The sequence below is a fragment of the Plantibacter sp. PA-3-X8 genome, assembly GCF_003856975.1.
GTDB classification, from domain to species: domain Bacteria; phylum Actinomycetota; class Actinomycetes; order Actinomycetales; family Microbacteriaceae; genus Plantibacter; species Plantibacter auratus.
In genome coordinates this window covers 2,509,326-2,527,719 of sequence record NZ_CP033107.1, presented here as the reverse complement: position 1 = coordinate 2,527,719, position 18,394 = coordinate 2,509,326, and the positions used below count along the sequence as shown (strand labels likewise).

General features: G+C 66.6%; 21 protein-coding genes. 3 read left to right on the top strand and 18 right to left on the bottom strand.

Going from position 1 to position 18,394, the window contains the following annotated elements; genetic code table 11:
* Window positions 1-114 precede the first annotated feature (114 nt).
* Window positions 115-816 (top strand): hypothetical protein, encoded by a 702-nt coding sequence (locus tag EAO79_RS12005; RefSeq protein ID WP_124769116.1) that lies wholly within the window; start codon window positions 115-117, stop codon window positions 814-816.
* A 252-nt stretch (window positions 817-1,068) separates the two neighbouring features.
* Here EAO79_RS12005 and EAO79_RS12000 read toward each other — a convergent pair whose 3' ends face one another.
* From EAO79_RS12000 to EAO79_RS11930, 15 genes are all read right to left on the bottom strand, one after another.
* Window positions 1,069-2,109 (bottom strand): hypothetical protein, encoded by a 1,041-nt coding sequence (locus EAO79_RS12000; protein WP_124769115.1) that lies wholly within the window; start codon window positions 2,107-2,109, stop codon window positions 1,069-1,071.
* 841 nt (window positions 2,110-2,950) lie between these two features.
* A complete protein-coding gene (locus tag EAO79_RS11995) occupies window positions 2,951-3,445 on the bottom strand; it encodes a hypothetical protein (protein ID WP_124769114.1) in 495 nt (164 codons plus the stop codon).
* The gene (locus tag EAO79_RS11990; protein ID WP_124769113.1) at window positions 3,442-4,743 is read right to left on the bottom strand and encodes a prenyltransferase/squalene oxidase repeat-containing protein; all 1,302 of its coding nucleotides are present in this window, start codon (window positions 4,741-4,743) and stop codon (window positions 3,442-3,444) included. Before EAO79_RS11990 ends, EAO79_RS11995 begins: the two co-directional genes overlap by 4 nt.
* Entirely contained in the window at window positions 4,740-5,381 is a 642-nt protein-coding gene (locus EAO79_RS11985) for an HIT family protein (RefSeq protein WP_124769112.1), read from the bottom strand. The genes EAO79_RS11990 and EAO79_RS11985 overlap by 4 nt, the downstream gene beginning before the upstream one ends.
* A 3-nt stretch (window positions 5,382-5,384) precedes the next feature.
* Window positions 5,385-5,984, bottom strand: coding sequence for a DUF1599 domain-containing protein (locus EAO79_RS11980; protein ID WP_124769111.1), 600 nt, complete (start codon window positions 5,982-5,984; stop codon window positions 5,385-5,387).
* A gap of 404 nt (window positions 5,985-6,388) precedes the next feature.
* The gene (locus tag EAO79_RS11975; protein ID WP_124769110.1) at window positions 6,389-7,447 is read right to left on the bottom strand and encodes a DNA-processing protein DprA; all 1,059 of its coding nucleotides are present in this window, start codon (window positions 7,445-7,447) and stop codon (window positions 6,389-6,391) included.
* Complete coding sequence (locus EAO79_RS11970) at window positions 7,444-8,973, bottom strand: YifB family Mg chelatase-like AAA ATPase (protein WP_124769109.1); 1,530 nt, start codon at window positions 8,971-8,973, stop codon at window positions 7,444-7,446. The genes EAO79_RS11975 and EAO79_RS11970 overlap by 4 nt, the downstream gene beginning before the upstream one ends.
* Window positions 8,973-9,329, bottom strand: a complete 357-nt coding sequence (locus tag EAO79_RS11965) for a YraN family protein (protein ID WP_064296323.1) — start codon at window positions 9,327-9,329, stop codon at window positions 8,973-8,975. Before EAO79_RS11965 ends, EAO79_RS11970 begins: the two co-directional genes overlap by 1 nt.
* Before the next feature lie 121 nt (window positions 9,330-9,450).
* Complete coding sequence (locus EAO79_RS11960; protein WP_071260887.1) at window positions 9,451-9,774, bottom strand: DUF2469 domain-containing protein; 324 nt, start codon at window positions 9,772-9,774, stop codon at window positions 9,451-9,453.
* Window positions 9,775-9,786: 12 nt separating this feature from the next.
* Complete coding sequence (locus EAO79_RS11955) at window positions 9,787-10,431, bottom strand: ribonuclease HII (RefSeq protein WP_124769108.1); 645 nt, start codon at window positions 10,429-10,431, stop codon at window positions 9,787-9,789.
* The gene (lepB, locus tag EAO79_RS11950) at window positions 10,431-11,180 is read right to left on the bottom strand and encodes a signal peptidase I (RefSeq protein WP_124769107.1); all 750 of its coding nucleotides are present in this window, start codon (window positions 11,178-11,180) and stop codon (window positions 10,431-10,433) included. The genes EAO79_RS11955 and lepB overlap by 1 nt, the downstream gene beginning before the upstream one ends.
* A gap of 76 nt (window positions 11,181-11,256) precedes the next feature.
* A complete protein-coding gene (gene rplS / locus EAO79_RS11945) occupies window positions 11,257-11,604 on the bottom strand; it encodes a 50S ribosomal protein L19 (protein ID WP_124769106.1) in 348 nt (115 codons plus the stop codon).
* 187 nt (window positions 11,605-11,791) lie between these two features.
* Window positions 11,792-12,322: a hypothetical protein gene (locus EAO79_RS11940; RefSeq protein ID WP_124769105.1), complete on the bottom strand. Its 531-nt coding sequence runs from the start codon at window positions 12,320-12,322 to the stop codon at window positions 11,792-11,794.
* Between the two features lie 78 nt (window positions 12,323-12,400).
* On the bottom strand, window positions 12,401-13,060 hold the full coding sequence (locus tag EAO79_RS11935) for a response regulator transcription factor (RefSeq protein WP_064296318.1): 660 nt from the start codon (window positions 13,058-13,060) through the stop codon (window positions 12,401-12,403).
* On the bottom strand, window positions 13,057-14,310 hold the full coding sequence (locus EAO79_RS11930) for an ATP-binding protein (RefSeq protein WP_124769104.1): 1,254 nt from the start codon (window positions 14,308-14,310) through the stop codon (window positions 13,057-13,059). The genes EAO79_RS11935 and EAO79_RS11930 overlap by 4 nt, the downstream gene beginning before the upstream one ends.
* A 112-nt stretch (window positions 14,311-14,422) precedes the next feature.
* Here EAO79_RS11930 and EAO79_RS11925 point away from each other — a divergent pair, with 112 nt between their 5' ends.
* Both EAO79_RS11925 and EAO79_RS11920 read left to right on the top strand, forming a co-directional pair.
* Entirely contained in the window at window positions 14,423-15,934 is a 1,512-nt protein-coding gene (locus EAO79_RS11925; protein WP_164486933.1) for a PspC domain-containing protein, read from the top strand.
* The gene (locus EAO79_RS11920; protein WP_124769102.1) at window positions 15,931-16,299 is read left to right on the top strand and encodes a hypothetical protein; all 369 of its coding nucleotides are present in this window, start codon (window positions 15,931-15,933) and stop codon (window positions 16,297-16,299) included. The genes EAO79_RS11925 and EAO79_RS11920 overlap by 4 nt, the downstream gene beginning before the upstream one ends.
* Window positions 16,300-16,328: 29 nt before the next feature.
* Here the strand turns inward: EAO79_RS11920 and trmD are convergent, their stop codons facing one another.
* From trmD to nirD, 3 genes are read right to left on the bottom strand one after another with little or no spacing between them, the layout of a single operon-like run.
* Window positions 16,329-17,036, bottom strand: a complete 708-nt coding sequence (gene trmD, locus EAO79_RS11915) for a tRNA (guanosine(37)-N1)-methyltransferase TrmD (RefSeq protein WP_085510627.1) — start codon at window positions 17,034-17,036, stop codon at window positions 16,329-16,331.
* A gap of 46 nt (window positions 17,037-17,082) precedes the next feature.
* Window positions 17,083-17,841, bottom strand: a complete 759-nt coding sequence (locus tag EAO79_RS11910) for a sirohydrochlorin chelatase (protein ID WP_124769101.1) — start codon at window positions 17,839-17,841, stop codon at window positions 17,083-17,085.
* Window positions 17,838-18,212, bottom strand: coding sequence for a nitrite reductase small subunit NirD (nirD, locus tag EAO79_RS11905; protein ID WP_124769100.1), 375 nt, complete (start codon window positions 18,210-18,212; stop codon window positions 17,838-17,840). Before nirD ends, EAO79_RS11910 begins: the two co-directional genes overlap by 4 nt.
* Window positions 18,213-18,394: the final 182 nt, after the last annotated feature.

Below are 18,394 nucleotides of genomic sequence, written 5' to 3'. Positions count from 1 at the left end.
TCTCACCTCGGACGCGACTAGACGTCGGCGAGAAACGACCCGGACGAACGCGGCACCCGCCACGCAAGGACTCGGGTTGGGTGCCGGAACCCGCACTCGAAACGGACAACAATCATGCTCGAACTGGACACCACCTACACCGGTGAGGCTCTCCCGATCCGTGCCGCCGCACGGTTTCTCGGAATGAGCCCGACACCGCTTAAGAAGGGACTCGCCGCCGGCGTTATCCCCGATCTCACGCTGGCGAGCGTCGGGGCGATCAGCCTGGTCGAAGTCCTCATCGAGGTCACCAACGACGCCGGTGTGACCGTACCGGTCCTCCGCCTACCCAGCGCTGAAACGGCCGACCGGAGCACTCTGCCGATGCGGGCGTACACAGGCTACGCAGCTCACCTGAGCGATAAGGAGTTCCTCGACGCCGCTGCACGGTGGTGGAAGTCAGGCACTGACTACCCGCTTCAGGCCGGCGCGCTAATGGTCGCCTGCGGAGGCGTTGTCGTTGGATGGCTTGACATCCTCGGAGTGAAGGAACGCAACAGCGCGCATGGGATCTACTTCGACGCGCGTGTTGTCGCGCGCCTGAGCAACCGACCCGCCAATAACCGAGCGGCGCGCGGTGGCGACGTCGTCACGGGTCACGCGCGACTTCTCGATCCCGATTCCCCGAACGCCATGGATGCCGTGGCCGCAGTGGGCAAGCGTGTGCTCGGCGGCGGAGGTGGCAGCATAACCCGACTCGACTCGGCGATCCACGCCTCCCGAACGGGCGACGCGACGGTCATGGGCGATGATGCTAGAGAAGACAACACCGAGTAGCAACTTCAACAAGCACGGCTACACCCAACGGCATCTACTCCGCTACCCGGCACAGCTGAATCGAGTAGGCGCCCCGTCGAACCGCAAGACTAGCGAGGGTGAAGGCGCCGCAGCACCAACGCCTGCAGACCGGCGACTCTCCCTCATGGTCCACGCCGGACGGAAATCATCCTTGCGGGCTTCGCTGAGTTGCTCGGGAGGGCCGGTGGGTACCGGCCGTCCCGCAAGTCTTGTACCTGCGGTGAGGGCCCCTCAGACGAAGATGGCGATGGGGATGACCTGGAAGGCTCTTCCGGGAACCCTGGAGTCAAGACTGACCTGCATAAGCTCGTCGATCTGCTCCTGCCCGATCGGCAGACCTCGCGTCTGGGACTCGAGTTGGCCCTTCACCTGACCGAGCATTGTGTCTACCGCCTCTGGCGCTATCTGACTGAGCATCTTGTTCCTCTCAAAGACAGGCATGTCTTCTCGAGGCAATGACGTCACCTTACCGAGCACCCTGTAGGAACCATCCAGAACACGGTCTTCGTCCTCGACGAGGAACCTGTCTGCGTCACAAATCGTGACTGCCGTGATGCCAGGAACGCCAGTGATCGCACCGTAGTACTCTCGGGTGTGCTCTTGCCGGAAGTCTGCCTGCAACGCCCTCGTCACGCTAGCTGCAAGATCTCTTCGAGCAGATGCCTTCATCTCAAGCTCCTGCGCCGCTGCTGCGAGACCTGCAACGTTCGTGAAGTCGATACCGTCGCGACCGGAGCGTCGAGTCGTGAATTCGACGATCGCGCCAACTAGATCTGGCGTCAGAACGTCCATGATGGACGGGAACGCCGGCGCCGTGAAAGTGGCTTGGAACTCAACGAAGTCTCCGATAGCCATGGTGTCAACGCTGTCTGCGTCCGAAAGGTCTACCAGGAGTGCCCGGTCGCGGAGCGACTGCCTAACAAGGTCAAGGTAGTAGGCCTGGGAATACACGAAGGACTGCGAGGAGCGTGAACTCGTTGTAATCGCTGTACCGCTCGACCGAGACGCGTTCGCCCCCAATTTCGCGTCTACACCCCCGGCGAGCGGGACCTTGAAGCCGCCTGCGGCCTCAGCGGAGGCTGCCAGATCAAGGTTCTTCTTATCTTCGTCCGTGCGGTCCGTGTCGATGACCACGTTTGTGACAAGGGGCGCATTGAAGATCTGCTGAACTAGGCCGGCAACATGCTCCGGGTTCTGGTAGATCGACACGACAGGTGAGTACTGGCGTGCCCTCGACTCGTCCGACGCTGGCACCTCTTCAGAAACGGTCATTCGAACGCACCCCAATACACTGCGCGTAGCGCATCTTCGACCGGCGGAACAGCGTTAGTGTCTGTGCGCTCAGTGTATCCAGCGTTGACGCCCGCAACCGACACAGAGTATCGATGTTGCCCGGCGCTGGCGCCCTGGTCGGACGGGATCTTACGAAGAGCGCAAACGTTACGGTAGGCCAGATGACGCCGCGCCTCCCACGCTTCTTCGGCGCCAGTAAACTGCCTCACTAGCGAGAGATGATCCATCATCTGGTGAGCATAGCTCTTCCGCGTGCCAGAGACCCAAGGTACCTAGGGATGATTCCCGGTCCCGCACGGACGGTGGCCGCCACCGCCACATCGTCTAGATGCTCAGCAATCACCGGGAGACCTCGGATTGTCCGGTTGGACTAGAGTCGCGCCTACGGACTCCGGGGCGCTTCCTTGCCGAACTACCTGCCCGCGCGAGATGCCCGGTCCGGATGTCTCCAAGCGGACTGAAGACTGCGCTCGGCGCCTAGTCGTCGCGCTCCGAGTTCGTGGTGAGCCGAGCAAGGGAGCGGGGACCTTGTCCTATCAATCAGACGACAGGCTACTCGCGATAAATTCAGTTATCAGAGCTATCTGGCGAGAATCGGCATGGGCAGCTTCCAGATCGACCTCGTCACGCGAGTGCATCGCTCCAGTGGAGGTCGGACCCAACGGCTCAACCTTCGGCACGCCGTATGCCTGGCACGACACAGCGACTATGCAGGCGATGAACTGCCACACGCCACTGAGCGGCTCAGGGGGATGCATCGAGCAGGCACTCGAGGAGCGAACGTCGATCCGATAGACGAACTATGCATCACACGTTGGCGCTATTCGGATGGGACAAGCCCTTTTGATGCCGCGAAGTGGTAGAAGCGAGCCGCGACTCTCTCATCCACACCCTTCAGTTGAACGGCGGAGCTAATAGCGTCGCCGGTAGCAGGATCCTGCATGATGGTGAGGGCACGTCTAAGCAGAATCGACCCGATGACGAGATGCATTGTTGCCCGCACAGCATCGTCCTTCGACATCGAAGCTCTAGGCCTGCTTTCCCCTAGAGGTGCCGGCTCGGCCAACTCCTCGTGGAGAACGGAAGCCGCCGGTGAGGTGGACCGGCTTGATTCGATGAAGCTGGTCGACAGATTTGACACTTCCGAGAGCAGGGCACTCTGGTCGCAGGTCGGCAGCGAATCGAACGCTTTTGCCAGTCGGTCAGGCGATTGAACGATCACCTGATGCAGGTCTTCCGGCGACTGGGCCGCAAGTTCCCCGGAGAACCCGGCCTCGATGAGTCCCCATGCATGTCCGTAGATCGGTTTCGTCATGTTTTCTTCCTCTGCCAGTCAAGTATTGCCGTCGAGATCAGGTTAGCTAGCACAGCGAGGAGAATCGTCGTAACAACGAATGTCACCGTCTGGGGGCCAATGCCGTCAACGAGTCCACTGGACGCAGCGCCCCAGACCACAAAAGCGGCGAGGGCCAGAACGATAAGATGTGGCCAGTAGCGTCGCCCGAGCGTTTTCGGGAAGCGCTCGGTTCGCAATGAGACAACTACCCTACCGGGCGACCACCAGACTTCTCGCCAATCTGGCCCGAGTTTAGCCTGCGCGGAGCTGAGAGCATTCCAACAGTCAAAAACTAACCAACTCGTCCAGGCATGCTGGCTACAACCACCCCACTGCTGCGGCTTGTCCGCAGGCGCTGATAGGAGGTGCGTCAGACCATCGCAAACCTCTGGCCCAACACCTTCTCTGCACAACGCAGCAATCGCGTGAGGGCGTCTGGAGAAGTGGTATTCGACCCTTGACCGATTACCTGCGGCATCGAGAAAGTCTACCTCTTCGTGGGACACGTACTTCGATTTCTCGCCCCAGACATCACGCTCTCGCACGTCAGCAAGCCATCTTTCAGCGCGCTTGATGGGTGCCTCGAATGCGCCGTTTGTATTTACTTGCTGCAAAGCGATCGCCGACGTTGCAGATGCCGCGATAGAAAGGTTGCCGCGCGAATCACACCAAGCGCCCGTGTTTGGATCCATTTTGCTCACCAGGCTTCGCGCAGCCGAATCGATGGTCGGGTTTGACAGATCGTCACCCAGCGAGATCAGGGCCCGAAGGGCAATGGCTGTGCTCAGCGCTCGCCAATCGGCACCCGGCGTAATGCCCCAGCCACCGGCAGGCAGCTCCGAAGCCTCGATGAACTTACGTCCTCGTTCCATCGCCGCACGCATACTCGCCCGGTGCGCATTAAGGGACGGCCGGTCGTACATCTCGGACACAGCCAGCAATACCCAACCAGTGGCGTCCACTACTGACTGGCCGGCCGAATTGGTCACAAAGGGCCAGCCTCCATCGGACGCCTGACTACCCAGGAGAAACTTTAGGCATGCCTGGAACTGAATCTCGCTGTCAGGAGCAGCCAACGCGAAGATCGTCATCTGAGCGGTCGCGACGTGCCCCAATCGACCCGGATCGCCCAGTCTGCGGTACCACCCGCCCTGTCCAGATACTCGGTCAAGGTGGAACGTGCTCGCTCGGAGCGAAACCAGCGCCTGCATAGACGAATCGAAGGACTCCCGGGTGATCTTCTGTCCGACCAAGGCGTGTAGCAGCCAATTCTTCATGTCAGGTCTACCTTCCGCAGGAATTCAAAAACGTGGCTTGCCTTCGCGGTATCGATATCCCACGATCGGGGAAAGGCGACCCAGTCTCCGAGCAAGGGCTCTCCTAGAGTTGTCGCAACCTTTGTTCGAAGATAGTGGTGCGGTAGGTTTGAAGGATCAAAAACTGCATGCACGGCGGCGCCTTCCCAGACCGCTATGTAAGGTACGGGGTGCTCAGAATGTTGTGCTTGAAACGATGCCCAGCTATCGAAACTGATCAGCTCGTAGTCGTCCCGAACGCTCGCCGCTAGGTCAACATTTTTGGGAAGAAAGTGAACGTGTGCGTGATAACAGTGGTCCTCGCCGTGCCCTGGCGGCACGCAGGCACCAGCTCGACCATGCTCGAATGCAGTAAACTCGCCGAATCGGTCCGATAATTCGTCCAATATCCGACGAATGACTCGGCTAGTTTTCGGGATCTGAGATGGCGGTAGTTCCGCTGAACTTGGATAGTGGTCACGCGCGACAAGCATAAAATGCCCAGGGATGAGTGGCCCGAGCGAAAACATGATCGCGAACGAATCATCCAACTGCAATACCCGATCCTGGTCCGGCAGCTCACAGAATCGACAGCCGTCCTCTACTGGACCACGGGCCATGGGTTACTCCTTCACCGATAGCAACGCGATCGCGAACAACGCGTAGTTCAAGATGTCCTGAAACTGGTCACGGAGAACTGCTGAATCAGGTTCACTACCGTCAAGAATCGAGTTCACTCGCGATACTCGCACTAAGACTTCGTCTGTGATCGTCGTGACACGCATTGACTTCCATGCGCCGTCGTAGTCGTGGTCTTTACGTTCAAGCAGTTCGCGAGTCGCCGATGTGATGGACCCGTAGGTTGCCATTGCTCGCTGAGGCGTTGCCCACCGGTCTGCGGGAGGGGATCCAAGGCGGGGGGCGGTCAAACCTTCGTGGTCGAGCCTATCCAATAGCATCACCGAGTAGTTGACTACCCCGCGGTACTCTGCTTCCACATCCTCCGGGATGCGCGGCTCTACGGCACGGGACTCGAGCTCCTCGAGGCGCCGGATACGCGCAGCTTTGGTCCACACTCGATCAACTAGCGACGGCACTCGAAGAATTGCCCAGGAGTACCCGTAAGTCGCGAACTTGGCCGCGAACTCCTCACGACAGGCCAGAACCGCATTCGCGAGCTCCGTTTCGTGCCTTCCAGTTGGTTGACCTTCTTCTACGCTCATGTGCACCCTCGTAGGTTACAGGGCAGCGGTCGGCCCCAAGCAATCTGCCGGGGACACGCCCGGTCGGTGCGATCGATGCGCTGCGCCGGAACGTTCAGCCATCTCGGCGCACGCGAGACGCGGTCTTGGACCACACCCACCGATCCTACTCATCTGCTCACTGGGAGTGGTTCGATCTGCAGCTCGACCTGATCGCCGGTGGCACCCTCACGCGCACTGTCGTGTTCCCGAACGGGACGGTCCCGACACGCCTGTCGGCGAACGCCCCAGCCTCCTAGTGGACGGACACCTGGACGCGGCACGCAAGCCCGAATGGCACGACAACCTTCTTTCGCACTGAGATCATCCAGAGAGCCTGGCCCCGGTGAGATAGACCGGGCGATTGGGCAGACGCCAGCCAGTCGTCAGACGCGGCGGTCGCAGCTGTCCAGCTTTTGCCTACGGGACAGACACCCAAACGATAGCCCCTTCGGTTGACCCGCCGTGTTGATCGACCCGGAGCGGTCTCCGGCCTCCACGACCACCGTCGCAGCCGAGGCTGCGGCGATGAGTCGGTTCCGCTGCAGGAATCGCCATTTGGATGGTGTCGACCCGCACGGTGATTCGCTGATGACGGCTCCACCGGCCTCGCGGATCCGACGGATGAGCGCATCGTGACCGGCTGGGTACGGCCGATCGACCCCGCCTGCGAGGTAGGCCACGGTCGGGCCTCCGCTCCCGAGGGCGGCTCGGTGCGCCGCGCCGTCGATGCCGTACGCGGCACCCGACACGATCGCGAAGCCCCGATCGACGAGCCCGGCCGCCGCCTCGAGGGTGACGTGCTCGCCGTACCCGGACGCGGCCCGGGCCCCGACCAACGCGATGGCGCGTTCCCCCGCAGGCACGTCGGGAGAACCGCGTAGCCAGAGGGCGTGCGGCGCGTGCACACCGAGGTGGTCGAACCCCGCATGCCAGCCCGGATCGCCTGGCAGGAGTAGTCGTACGCCGACCTCGATCGCGGTCTCGCACGCGGCGACGAGGTCAGCCGAGACGAGACGGGGGCGCCAGCGTTCCAGCGCACTTCCGAGCACGCGGGAGGCGGGAATCGCGGCGGGATCCTCGGACTCGGCATCGGCATCGGCCGACGTCGAGCCCGAGCCACTGGACCACTCGCTGCCGAGGATGCGGCGCTGCAGTTCGGTCGGCCCCACCCGTTCCAGGACCGCTGAGAGTGCGCCCGCAGGGCCGAGCGCACCGACCACGAGCCCGGCCACGCCATCGCCCGGTTCGGCGATCATTGTCCAGGCCGCCCGAGCGAAGGCCGCCCGGATCCCGGTGTTGCCGACGTCGTCGTCGGCCACCGAGACGTGCTCGGCACCTCCATCCGCGCGAGGACTACCCGCGGCCTCGACCGACTCCAGGCCGCCGAGTCCGCGGACGAGGCGTTCGACCAACTCGCGGTCCAAGCCGAACCACGCGCTCATGAGATGCCCTTCCGCAGGAAGAGGGCGCGCCCCAAGTGCTCGGCTGTGGGGCTGCCGGCCCCGTCGAGGTCGGCGAGCGTCCAGCTCAGTCGGAGGATGCGGTCGTAGCCACGCATGGTGATGCCTCCCCGCTCGAGGGAGCGGTCCAACGCGCTGGTGACGGATCTGGGCAGCCGCATCCGCGGGCTCCTGAGCCAGGTGCCGCTCGCCTGTGCGTTCGTGGTCCAGCCGGTGCCGGCCAACCGCTCGGCACTCGCGGCCCGCACCGCTTCGACGCGGGAACGGGCCTCAGCGGTGGAGACCCCGCCCTCCTGCGAGAGACTCGTCAGTGCCGAGGTGATCCGGTGCACCCGCACGCGGATGTCGATCCGGTCGAGGAGCGGCCCCGAGATCCGCCCGAGATAGCGTCGACGGGCCTGCGGTGGACAGGTGCAGACGCCGTCCGCCGTGCCGTACTGACCGCAGGGGCAGGGGTTCGCGGCGAGGACGAGTTGGAAGGCGGCCGGGAACGTCGCGCTGCCGTGCGCACGATGCACGGTGATCACGCCGGCTTCGAGTGGCTGACGCAGCGAGTCGAGGACGTCGGCGCGGAACTCCGGTGCTTCGTCGAGGAAGAGCACGCCGTGCGCCGCGCGCGCGGCTGCTCCGGGCCGGATCTGGCGCGAACCGCCACCGATGATCGCCGCTGCCGATGACGAATGGTGCGGGCTCTCCCACGGTGGTCGTCGGGCGAGCGCTCCGTCCGGCGGTAGACCGATGAGCGAGCGGAGGCAGCTGACCTCGACCGCGGCCTCGGGCTCGAGGTCGGGGAGGATCTCGGGGAGCCGGGCGGCCAGCATGGTCTTGCCGGCACCGGGAGGTCCGACCATCATGACGTGGTGCCCGCCGGCCGCCGCAGCGACCATCGCGTCGACCGCGTCCGGCTGTCCGACCACGTCCGCGAGATCGAGTGGGTCGGGCATGGGCAGCCGATCGACCCGCTGTCGGACGGGTTCGAGGTCGATCGCAGAGAGTTCTGCACCGTGCCAGATGGCCGCATCACGCAGCGAGGTCGCCCCGATCACCGTGACGCCGGGCACGAGCTGCGCCTCCTCGACGTTTGCGGTCGGCACCATCACCGCGTCGTATCCGGCACGGGCGACGGCGAGGACGGCCGGCAGCACGCCGACGAGCGGACGGAGTCGACCGTCGAGCCCGAGCTCACCGAGGTGGACGACCCGCTCGGCGGACTCCCGGCGGACGAGGCCGCCGACGGCGAGACAGGCGATCGCCATGGAGAGGTCGAATGCGCTCCCCTGCTTGGGCAGCGACGCGGGAGACAGGTTGATCGTGAGCTTGCCACCGGGCAGCTCGCAGCCGGAGTTCGCCGTCGCACTCTTGATGCGGTGCGCGGCCTCACCGAGCGACTTGTCGGGAAGCCCGACGATCGCCATGCCCGGTACGGTCGCGGCGGCCGACGCCTCGACCTCCACGATCGCGCCAGTGAGGCCGGCGAGTGCGACCGACCAGGTGCGTGCGACGGCCATCAGGAGACTCCCCGCAGGTGCTGGAGTCGCATGTCCCCTTCGGACGGCAGCACGATGCCGACGACGTCGACGCGCATCCGCCGCGAGCGCGGTCGGTGCTCAGCACACCAGGCCCCGGCGAGACGACCGATCCGGGCCAGCTTGCTCGGCGTGACCGCCTCCGCGGGATCGCCGAAGCCGACGCCGGAACGGGTCTTCACCTCGACGAACACCAGCGTGCCGTCGTCGTCCGCGACGAGATCGAGTTCGCCCTGCGGGCATCGCCAATTGCGGTCGAGGATGCGGTATCCGCACGCCTCGAGATGATCCGCCGCCACCTGCTCGCCGCGTCGGCCGAGCTCGTCCTTCCGTGCCATGTGCACCTCCTGGCATCCAGCCAAGCGTGCAGACGAGGCTCGTTACCCGGGGGTGGGTCTGTCGTCGACGAGCGCGCGGCGAGGCGTGCCTGTGGAGCGCTGTCGGTAGCGGGAACCGTGCCTACTCGTCGAGCGTGAGTTCCTTCGGGAGCTCGAAGTCACGCGAGGACAACTGCTCGACGTTGACGTCCTTGAACGTGAGCACTCGGACGCTCTTAACGAATCGGTCGGACCGGTAGACGTCCCACACCCACACGTCGGTCATGGAGAGCTCGAAGTAGAAGTCGTTCGCCGTGTCGCGTCGCACGAGGTCGACCTCGTTGGCGAGGTAGAACCGGCGCTCGGTCTCGATCACGTACTTGAACTGACCCACGACATCGCGATACTCGCGGTAGAGGGCCAGTTCGACCTCGCGGTCGTAGTCTTCGAACTCGTCTTCGTCCATGGTCTCTCCAGTCTACGTGTAGGCGGGCAGCCAGCTGCTCCGGTGGTGGAGGGTCAAGCCGTGCTCGGACAGAGCCGACAGATGCTGCGCCGAGCCGTATCCCTTGTTGCCCTCCCACCCGTACTCCGGCAGCGCCTCGTGCAAGTCGATCATCAGTCGGTCGCGGTGCACCTTGGCGAGTACAGACGCTGCGGCGACCGACGCGCAGTCCCGATCCGCTTTGACCCTCGTGGTGATGGTGAGCGGTCGTTGGAGCGCCCGGCTCAGCCAGTCGCTGTTGCCGTCGAGCAGGACGGTCGATCCCGTGACGTCCGCGCCGACGGCGTGCAGTTCGAGCAGCGCCCGACGGCCGGCGAGTCCGAGGCACGCGGTGATGCCCAGCTCGTCGACCTCCGCCGGACTCGCGAGTCCGACGGCCCCGTACAACACCCACTCGCGGGCCAGCGGTTCCAGGCGGGTCCTCGCTCGCTCGCTCAACAGCTTCGAGTCGCGGAGTCCCTCAGGGAACGGCCCGCACGCCGGGGCGACGACCGCGGCGCCGACGGCCACCGGGCCGGCGATGGCTCCGCGACCCACCTCGTCCATGCCGATGACCGACGGGACACCCGCAGCGAACAGTTCGTGCTCGACCTCGAGGGTCGGTTCGCTGACGGCCATCACTCCTCTTCTGGGGCAGGGATGCCCTGGAAGACGGTCGGGTAGTTGTCGAGCCAGGCCCAGTTGCTGGACGGCCAGGTGATGACGAACGCGCGCCCCACGACGTTGTCGATCGGGACGAAGCCCCCACCGGGGGTGTCGCCGTTGTACCGGGAGTCCTTCGAGTTGTACCGGTTGTCGCCCATGACCCAGAGCGAGCCCTCGGGGACGACGATGTCGAACGGGTCTCCGGACACCTTCTCGGTGCCGGCCGGGAGCTTCACGTACGGTTCGTTCAGCGGAACCCCATTGACCGTCATCTGCCCGAGCGGGTTGCAGCACGACACGTGGTCGCCCGGTAACCCGATGACGCGTTTGATGAGGTGGTCGTCGCTGTCGGGAGCGACGAGGCCGAAGATCGACAGCACCCATTCGACGGCTGCGGTGACGGGAGGCTGCGGAGCCTCGACCGTCTGCGGGAGCCAGCCGCCCGGATCCTGGAAGACGACCACGTCGCCTCGATTCAGCGAGACCACGTCGGGGACGAGCTCGTTCACCAGGATGCGGTCCTGGATCTGCAGCGTGTTCTCCATCGACCCGGACGGGATGTAGAACGACCGCACGAGGAAGGTCTTGATGAGGAAGGAGACCAGCAGCGCGACCACGAAGATGATGAGGAGGTCGCGAAGGAAGAGCAGCGCTCCGCGTTTGCCGCGGGGGCGCTGCTGGTGGTCGGGCGACGCGTCTGCCGCCAGGGAATTGTCTGTCATTTAACCGCCTGAGCTCCCCACCAGCTTATCCGGTGGGGAGCTCAGGAACGATCGCGGAGGGCGACCGGGAGGACGACTAGTTGTCGCGCTTCTCCTTGATCTTCGCCTTCTTGCCACGGAGCTCGCGGAGGTAGTACAGCTTCGCGCGACGGACGTCACCGCGGGTGACGACCTCGATGTGGTCGATGTTCGGGGAGTGGACCGGGAAGGTGCGCTCGACGCCGACCTGGTAGCTCACCTTGCGGACCGTGAAGGTCTCGCGGACACCCTCGTTGGAGCGGCCGATGACGACACCGTGGAAGACCTGGATACGGGACTTGTTGCCCTCGATGATGTTCACGTGCACCTTGACGTTGTCGCCGGCGCGGAAGTCGGGGATGTCCGACTTGAGGGATGCTGCATCGACTGAGTCGAGAATGTGCATGATGATTCCATCTCTGCGACCGCCACAGGTCGACCGCTGAATACGTTCGGAAGGAAGGGTGTGCCCGATGCCGGCGTTCCCCTGTGGCAGAACTGCGGAGGCACAAACAGCAATTGTGTCATGAAAGGGCCTCGGATGGGAAACCGGGCCCCGGTACGGCGCAGGCGACAGCGGCGGATACGGCCGCTCAGCGACGCTCGTCGGGCTTGGACTCCTCGATCACGATGAACTCCCCACCGTCGATCGGACCGGGATCGAACCGTGGCTGCGGCGGGATCGCCGATCCGGGGGCCGTGCCTGGCCCGGCTGCAGCGGCCATGCGCTCGAACTCGGCCATCGTCTCGCGGGCACGGCGCGCCGTCTCGGAGATGAGCTGCGCGATGACGCCCCAGAAGGTCGCGAGCCCCGCCACGACGCCGAGCACCGCCCAGAGGGCGACACCTGAGCTGAACGAACCGAAGCAGATGATCGTGACGTGCCAGAGGGCGAGGAGTCCGACATCCGTCCACGACACGAGCTTCGTCGTCCTGACGCTCGCCCTCGCGGAGATGAGGAACGCGGTGGCCGCGAGCGCGATGGCGAGGATCGGCATGGCGATGAAGAGCCCGAACAGGCTCCACCCGCTTTCGCCGAAGAGTCCCCATCCGACGAACGGCCAGGCGGGCAGCACGAAGATCGCGGCGAATCGCCAGTAGTAGAACGCCCGACGGATGATCATGCCTCTCAGGCTACCGCCGGGCTCCTGAGCGCGCACTGGTCGTTCGCTGTCGGCCGATGTCGGTCCGGGCCCGAGGGGTCAGAGGAGCTTGCGCTGCAGCGCCCAGGCGGCGAGCTCGTGGCGCGAGGACAGCTGCAGCTTGCGCAGCACGCTCGACACATGGGTCTCCACGGTCTTCACGGAGATGAACAGCTCCGTCGCGACCTCCTTGTAGGCGTAGCCGCGGGCGATGAGGCGCATGACCTCCTGCTCACGGGCGGACAGCCGGTCGAGCTCGTCGACGGACTCCGCCGTCTCCCCCGTCACGGCACCGAAGGCGTCCAGGACGAATCCCGCGAGCCGGGGTGAGAAGACCGCGTCGCCGTCGTCGACCCGCCGTGCGGCCTCCGCGACCTCGGCACCCGAGGAGCTCTTCGTGATGTAGCCGCGTGCACCGGCCCTGATCACCCGGACGACGTCCTCGGCGGCGTCCGAGACGCTCAGCGCGAGGAACCGGGTGGCGGGCGCGATCGACACCGAGCCGGCGATCACGTCCGCGCCACCGCCGCCGGCGCCACCCGGCAGGTGGACGTCGAGCAGCACGACTTGCGGGCGCGTCTCCCCGATCACCCGGATCGCCTCCTCAACATCACCGGCCTCCCCCAGCACCTCGATGCCGGGATCGAGTTCGCTGCGCAGTCCGGAACGGAAGATCGAGTGGTCGTCGACGATCACGACGGTCAGTGGTCGGTCGCTCATGGTCGGCTCCTCGGAACGGTCGGGACGGTGTCGGGCTGCGGCGCAGTCGGCGCGGCGTCGTGCACGGGCAGGACGAGACGGACCTCGGTACCTCGTCCGCCGGGCCCCGGACGGATGGTCGCCTCGCCACCGATGCGCTGCATCCGGCCGATGATCGACTCCCTGACCCCGAGGCGGTCCCGCGGGACCTGTTCCAGGTCGAAGCCGGGGCCGCGGTCGGAGATCGACACCTCGATCCGCTGCGGTGCCGTCTCCAGATAGACGGAGACGTCGCCGCCGGCGTGACGTGCCGCGTTGAGCACGGCCTCACGTACGGCGGCGAGGAGCGGCTCCGGAGCGTCGTCGATCGCACGCCCGACCGCGACGACGTCGACGCGCACCGCGTGGTCGGCCTCCACCGCCGCCGCGATGGTCCGCAGCTCGGTCGCGAGGTCGCCCGTCGGAGCGGTCCCGCCGGAGAAGAGCCAATTCCGCAGCTCGCGCTCCTGCGCCCTGGCGAGACGGGACGCCTCGCTCCCCGGACCGGCCTGCTGCTGGATGAGCGCGAGCGTCTGGAGCACGGAGTCGTGCAGATGCGCGGCGATCTCGGCGCGGTCGGCCTCGCGCATCCGCGCGGCGCGCTCGTCGGCGAGGTCGCGATTGAGCTGGAGCGCCCAGGGGGCGATGACCACGGCGACCCCGAGGAGCACGGCGATCGCGGCGACGATGACCGTCCACATGTTCGGGCGGTCACCGGTGACGAAGAACAGGAGGATGCCGAGGACGACGAGGACGAGCGCTCCGAGTACGCGGATCAAGAGGGCACGTGAGCCCTCACCGCGACCACGCTCGCCGAACTGCCGCCAGGCGAGTGCGGCTCCCGCGAGGACGACGATGACAGGGATGACGGCCTCGAGTGGGATGTCCAGCCCGGTCCGGGTCGCGATCAGCGCGGTCCCGGCCGCGAGCAGGGCGATCCCGAGCAGCACCTCCGTGATCGGCGCGCGACGGGGGCCGTCGAGGTCGACTCCCTCATCGGTCGAGGCCGGCCGGAGCAGGTGCTCCCGAGGATCGAGCGGTGCGTCCGCGCCCTGCGTCGGCGTCATGACCCACAGCCACACGTAGAGGAGCAGGCCCGCTCCGCCGCAGCACGCGAGGATGACCGTCGCCGTCCGCACCGCAGCGACGGGGAGACCGGTGTGCTCGGCGAAGCCGGCGCAGACACCGCCGAGCAGGCGGCGCCTCGGACGGATCATCACCTCGGTTCCCATGGAGCCATCCAAGCAGTTCGGGGTGCGGTCGGCACCCTGGGACGGCAGGATCAGGGTGCACTCAGGGTCATGCCGGATGGGCCCGACCCGGACGCTTCGCCAGAATCGGACCATGACGAACCACAGCACGCCGCCCACCGGAGCAGAACCGGGGGCACCCGCCCCGCAGGATCCGACGACACGCTTCTTCGACTGGTGGCGGTCCACCGGTCTCCGTCGCTCGAGCGACTCGTGGCTCGGCGGTGTCGCCGGGGGTGTCGCGGCCCGGCTCGGCCTCGATCCGATGATCGTGCGCGGAGCACTCATCGTCATCGCGATCCTGGGCGGGCCGGTCCTCTTCGTCTACGCCGCGGGCTGGGCGCTCATCCCCGACCAGCAGGGTCGGATCCACCTCGAGCGTGCGATCCGGGGCGTCTTCGACCCGGCGATCGTCGCGATCGGCATCCTCGCGGTCCTCACCGCCGTGCCGTTCATGCGCGGCCTCTGGTGGGACGGCGTGCCGCATGCGTGGAACCTGCCGGGGTGGCTGGAGTCGACCATGACCGCCGGTTGGGTGATCGCCTTAGTCGCCGCGGCGGTCTGGCTGATCGTGATGTTCTCCCGCCGCGACCCTGGGCGGGAGACTCCGCCTGAGACACCGCCGCAGCGCGACCCGTGGACCAGCGACGCCTCGATCCCGAAGCCGACGGCACCATCGCCCACAGCCTCCCCCTCGGGCGCTGCCGGCTCGGCCCCGGCCTCCCCCGGTGCCGCGAACCCGGTGTCGCTCGCGAAGGCCGATGGTTGGCCTGATGATGCGGGCACAACCGTCCCGCTCCCTGGAACCACCACCGCCACCGCCACCGCGTGGGACGGGGCTCCGAGCCAGCAGCGCGGCTGGACGAGTCAGGAGTTCCGGGACGAGATGAGCCGCCAGCGAGCCGAGCAGCAGGCCGAGCGTGAGACGAAGGCTCGTGAGCGTCGTGCCCAGCACCCTGGAGCGGCCTTCGTGGCGATCACCCTCGGACTGGCGCTGCTCGCCGGTGCCGGCGCGGCCGTCATCGCGGCGAGCGCCGGGTTCTCGATCCCGGTCGTCGTGGTCATCGGGCTCGCCGCAGCGCTCGGTGCGCTCGCCGTCGCGACGATCGTCGCGGGCATCAGCGGACGGGAGAGCGGCTGGCTCGGACTGTTCACCTGGGCCGCCGTGATCTCCTTGCTCGCCACCGGGGTGTTCCCACTCGGCTCCTCCTTCCTGCCGGTCGGACGCACGACCTGGACCGTGACGTCGACGGATGCGGACGACCGACGTGGCTACGTGATGATCGCCGGCCAACCCACGCTCGACCTCGGGGAGCTCGCCGACGACGACGCGTTGCGCGGTGGGACGATCGACGTGTGGATCCTCGCAGGCGAGGTCGACGTGCTCGTCCCCGAGGACGTGCCGGTGATCGTCGAGTTCTCAGCGATCGCGGGCACCCTGGAGACGGGACGCGATGGTCGGGACCGGACGGACCGACGCGGCGGAGCCCTGTTCCAGGATGAGGCACGGTACGGACGAACGGCGTCAGGAGACACGACACGGGTACGGGTGTGGACGGTCGCCGGCAGCGCTGTCGTGACCGAGGAAGCGGAGGCGGGACGATGAGCGAGCAGGACGACTGGACCGGAGCGGCGGACATGTCGTCCCCAACCGACGCGGCGACGGGATCGGCTCCGTCGGAGACCGATCAGACGGCCACCACGGAGTCGACCAAAGCGCAGCCGGCCACAGCGCAGACGGCGGATGAGCCGAGGACCGATGCTGGCCCGAAGGATCGAGGCGGTCGACCACCGCGCTTCGGCACGATCCTCTGGGGCGTGCTCCTGCTCGTCTTCGCCGGCGCCATGCTCGTCACCAACCTCACCGAGGTGCGCATCGACCCCCTGGGGTGGATCACCGGGGCGATCATCGCGACCGGGGCCGTCCTCGTCATCGCCGGCATCGCCGCCGCCGTGCGACGTCGGCCCTGACAGCCGTCACGCACAGGACCCCGGCGCGCTCAGGCGTCCGGCTCGTCGGCGGGCAGCAGATCCGGGCGGACCTCGCGGGTCCGCTCGATCTGCTGCTGACGACGCCAGGTGGCGATCGCACCGTGGTTGCCGCTCAGCAGCACCGGCGGTACCGGGAGTCCTCGCCACTCGGCGGGCTTCGTGTAGCTCGGGTACTCGAGGAGCCCGTCTTCGTGCGACTCCTCGACGAGACTCTCGGGGTTGCCGACGACGCCCGGGACGAGCCGACCGATCGCCTCGATCATCGCCATCACGGCCACCTCTCCCCCGTTGAGGACGTAGTCGCCGAGGCTCACCAGGCGGACCCGTGCTCGGCTGGCGGTGTGGTCGAAGACGCGGTGGTCAATGCCCTCGTACCGGCCGCAGCCGAAGACGAGGTGCGGCTCGGCCGCGAGCTCGCGGGCCATGGCCTGAGTGAACACCTCACCCGCAGGAGACGGGAAGATGACCAGCGGCTCCTCCTCGGTGTCGTCACCCAGGATGCCGTCGAGCGCCTCACCCCAAGGCTCCGGCTTCATGACCATGCCGGCTCCCCCGCCGTACGGGGTGTCGTCGACGGTGCGGTGACGGTCGTGCGTCGAATCCCGCAGGTCGTGGACGTCCAACTCGATGAGCCCGCTCTGCTTCGCCTTGCCGAGCAGTGAGAGGTCCAGGGCATCGAAGAAGGTCGGGAAGATCGTGACGATGTCGATGCGCATGAGGAGCAGTCTATTCGCGCGACGGTCGTCGTCCCGGTCGCGCCGGTCAGCCCGACAGTCCGGCCGAGACCTCCTCGTAGCGGTCGACCACGAGGTCGACGATGCCCGGATCGGGAACCTCGCCGAGGTGGAGGAGCGGCGGCGTCACGAGGTCCGCTCCCGCCTCCTCGAGCAGCCGCGCGAAGTAGCCGGGCGCCAGCAGGTAGGTGGCGATGATGACCCGCCCTCGCGGTCGACTCGTTCGAGCCGCGACCACCGCATCGGGCACCGACGGCTGAGCCGCGGAGACGAACGCCGTCTCGACCGGCACCCGCAGTCGCGACTCCAGTCGACGTCCCATGTCGACGCAGTCGGCGACGGCCCTGGCGTCGGTGGACCCGGCCGCTCCGAGCACGATCCGATCGTCGGGCGTCACGTGCAGCGCCTCCAGTCGCCTGGCGAGGACCGCTACGAGGCGGTCGTCCGGTCCCATCGCCCGTCCGAGTGCCGTCGGCCGATCCGTCGCCTCGAGGTCCTCGACGAGGTCGACGTGGACGTGAAACCCCGCGGACAGGAGCAACGGCACGACCACCGCGGGCCGCTCGGGCTCGATCGAACCGAGGGTGGCCGGGACGTCGGGCTGCTGGACGTCGACGAAGCCACCGGCAACGTGGAGGTCGGCACGCGATCGTCCGACGGCGTCGACGAGCGCGGCGACGGAGGCCTGTCCGATCGGGCAACTCGTCCCGTGGGACACGGCCAGGAGCGCCGGACTCGTCCGCGTACGCGTCTGCGGACGGCGCACCGCGGTCTCGAGCAAGGTCATGCGTCCTCCCCCAGCTCGATCTCCACGAACCCGCCCACGATGCGGGTGCGGAACGTCTGGAGGAAGAGGCTCGGGTCGGTGAAGCACTCACCCGTGCCGAGGTCGTACACCTGCTTGTGCAACGGTGACGCGATCGTCGGTCGCTCCCCTCGAGAACCGACGATGCCGCGAGCCATCACCGGCGCGGCGGTGTGCGGGTCCCGATGGTCGACGGCGTAGACCTCATCTGCGCCGATGCGGAACACCGCGATCTGCCGGGCGCGGAGCAACGCCACCTCGCCCCAGGAGAGTTCGAGGTCGTCGATGGCGCAGACGCGTCGCCACTCGGCGAGCGCCGTCCGCCCGGTGTGCTCCTGCATCGTGATGCTCATCGTCGGCCTCCTGATCGTGCGTCGGAGCACCGACGCTACGGGCGGGGTGTTTCGTCGGATCACCCGTGACGTTTCGGTGAGGTGAAACCGACCTCACATCCGCCCGGGCGTCGTGTGCGGTCCTGGACGCGTTCGGGACACATGCGGGCAACGGTCCGGAAACGCCGCGTCAGTACGCTCGC

Bases quoted from the DNA above. Each gene is read 5' to 3' on its own strand.
- EAO79_RS11985 (WP_124769112.1), bottom strand. From the start codon at position 5,381: ATGGCCCGTGGTCCAGTAGAGGACGGCTGTCGATTCTGTGAGCTGCCG.
- EAO79_RS11910 (WP_124769101.1), bottom strand. From the start codon at position 17,841: ATGACCTTGCTCGAGACCGCGGTGCGCCGTCCGCAGACGCGTACGCGG.
- rplS (WP_124769106.1), bottom strand. From the start codon at position 11,604: ATGCACATTCTCGACTCAGTCGATGCAGCATCCCTCAAGTCGGACATC.
- EAO79_RS11935 (WP_064296318.1), bottom strand. From the start codon at position 13,060: ATGAGCGACCGACCACTGACCGTCGTGATCGTCGACGACCACTCGATC.
- lepB (WP_124769107.1), bottom strand. From the start codon at position 11,180: ATGACAGACAATTCCCTGGCGGCAGACGCGTCGCCCGACCACCAGCAG.
- EAO79_RS11980 (WP_124769111.1), bottom strand. From the start codon at position 5,984: ATGAGCGTAGAAGAAGGTCAACCAACTGGAAGGCACGAAACGGAGCTC.
- EAO79_RS12000 (WP_124769115.1), bottom strand. From the start codon at position 2,109: ATGACCGTTTCTGAAGAGGTGCCAGCGTCGGACGAGTCGAGGGCACGC.
- EAO79_RS11955 (WP_124769108.1), bottom strand. From the start codon at position 10,431: ATGGCCGTCAGCGAACCGACCCTCGAGGTCGAGCACGAACTGTTCGCT.
- EAO79_RS11970 (WP_124769109.1), bottom strand. From the start codon at position 8,973: ATGGCCGTCGCACGCACCTGGTCGGTCGCACTCGCCGGCCTCACTGGC.
- trmD (WP_085510627.1), bottom strand. From the start codon at position 17,036: ATGCGCATCGACATCGTCACGATCTTCCCGACCTTCTTCGATGCCCTG.
- EAO79_RS11965 (WP_064296323.1), bottom strand. From the start codon at position 9,329: ATGGCACGGAAGGACGAGCTCGGCCGACGCGGCGAGCAGGTGGCGGCG.
- EAO79_RS11995 (WP_124769114.1), bottom strand. From the start codon at position 3,445: ATGACGAAACCGATCTACGGACATGCATGGGGACTCATCGAGGCCGGG.
- EAO79_RS11940 (WP_124769105.1), bottom strand. From the start codon at position 12,322: ATGATCATCCGTCGGGCGTTCTACTACTGGCGATTCGCCGCGATCTTC.
- EAO79_RS11975 (WP_124769110.1), bottom strand. From the start codon at position 7,447: ATGAGCGCGTGGTTCGGCTTGGACCGCGAGTTGGTCGAACGCCTCGTC.
- EAO79_RS11925 (WP_164486933.1), top strand. From the start codon at position 14,423: ATGACGAACCACAGCACGCCGCCCACCGGAGCAGAACCGGGGGCACCC.
- EAO79_RS11990 (WP_124769113.1), bottom strand. From the start codon at position 4,743: ATGAAGAATTGGCTGCTACACGCCTTGGTCGGACAGAAGATCACCCGG.
- nirD (WP_124769100.1), bottom strand. From the start codon at position 18,212: ATGAGCATCACGATGCAGGAGCACACCGGGCGGACGGCGCTCGCCGAG.
- EAO79_RS11960 (WP_071260887.1), bottom strand. From the start codon at position 9,774: ATGGACGAAGACGAGTTCGAAGACTACGACCGCGAGGTCGAACTGGCC.
- EAO79_RS11920 (WP_124769102.1), top strand. From the start codon at position 15,931: ATGAGCGAGCAGGACGACTGGACCGGAGCGGCGGACATGTCGTCCCCA.
- EAO79_RS12005 (WP_124769116.1), top strand. From the start codon at position 115: ATGCTCGAACTGGACACCACCTACACCGGTGAGGCTCTCCCGATCCGT.
- EAO79_RS11930 (WP_124769104.1), bottom strand. From the start codon at position 14,310: ATGGGAACCGAGGTGATGATCCGTCCGAGGCGCCGCCTGCTCGGCGGT.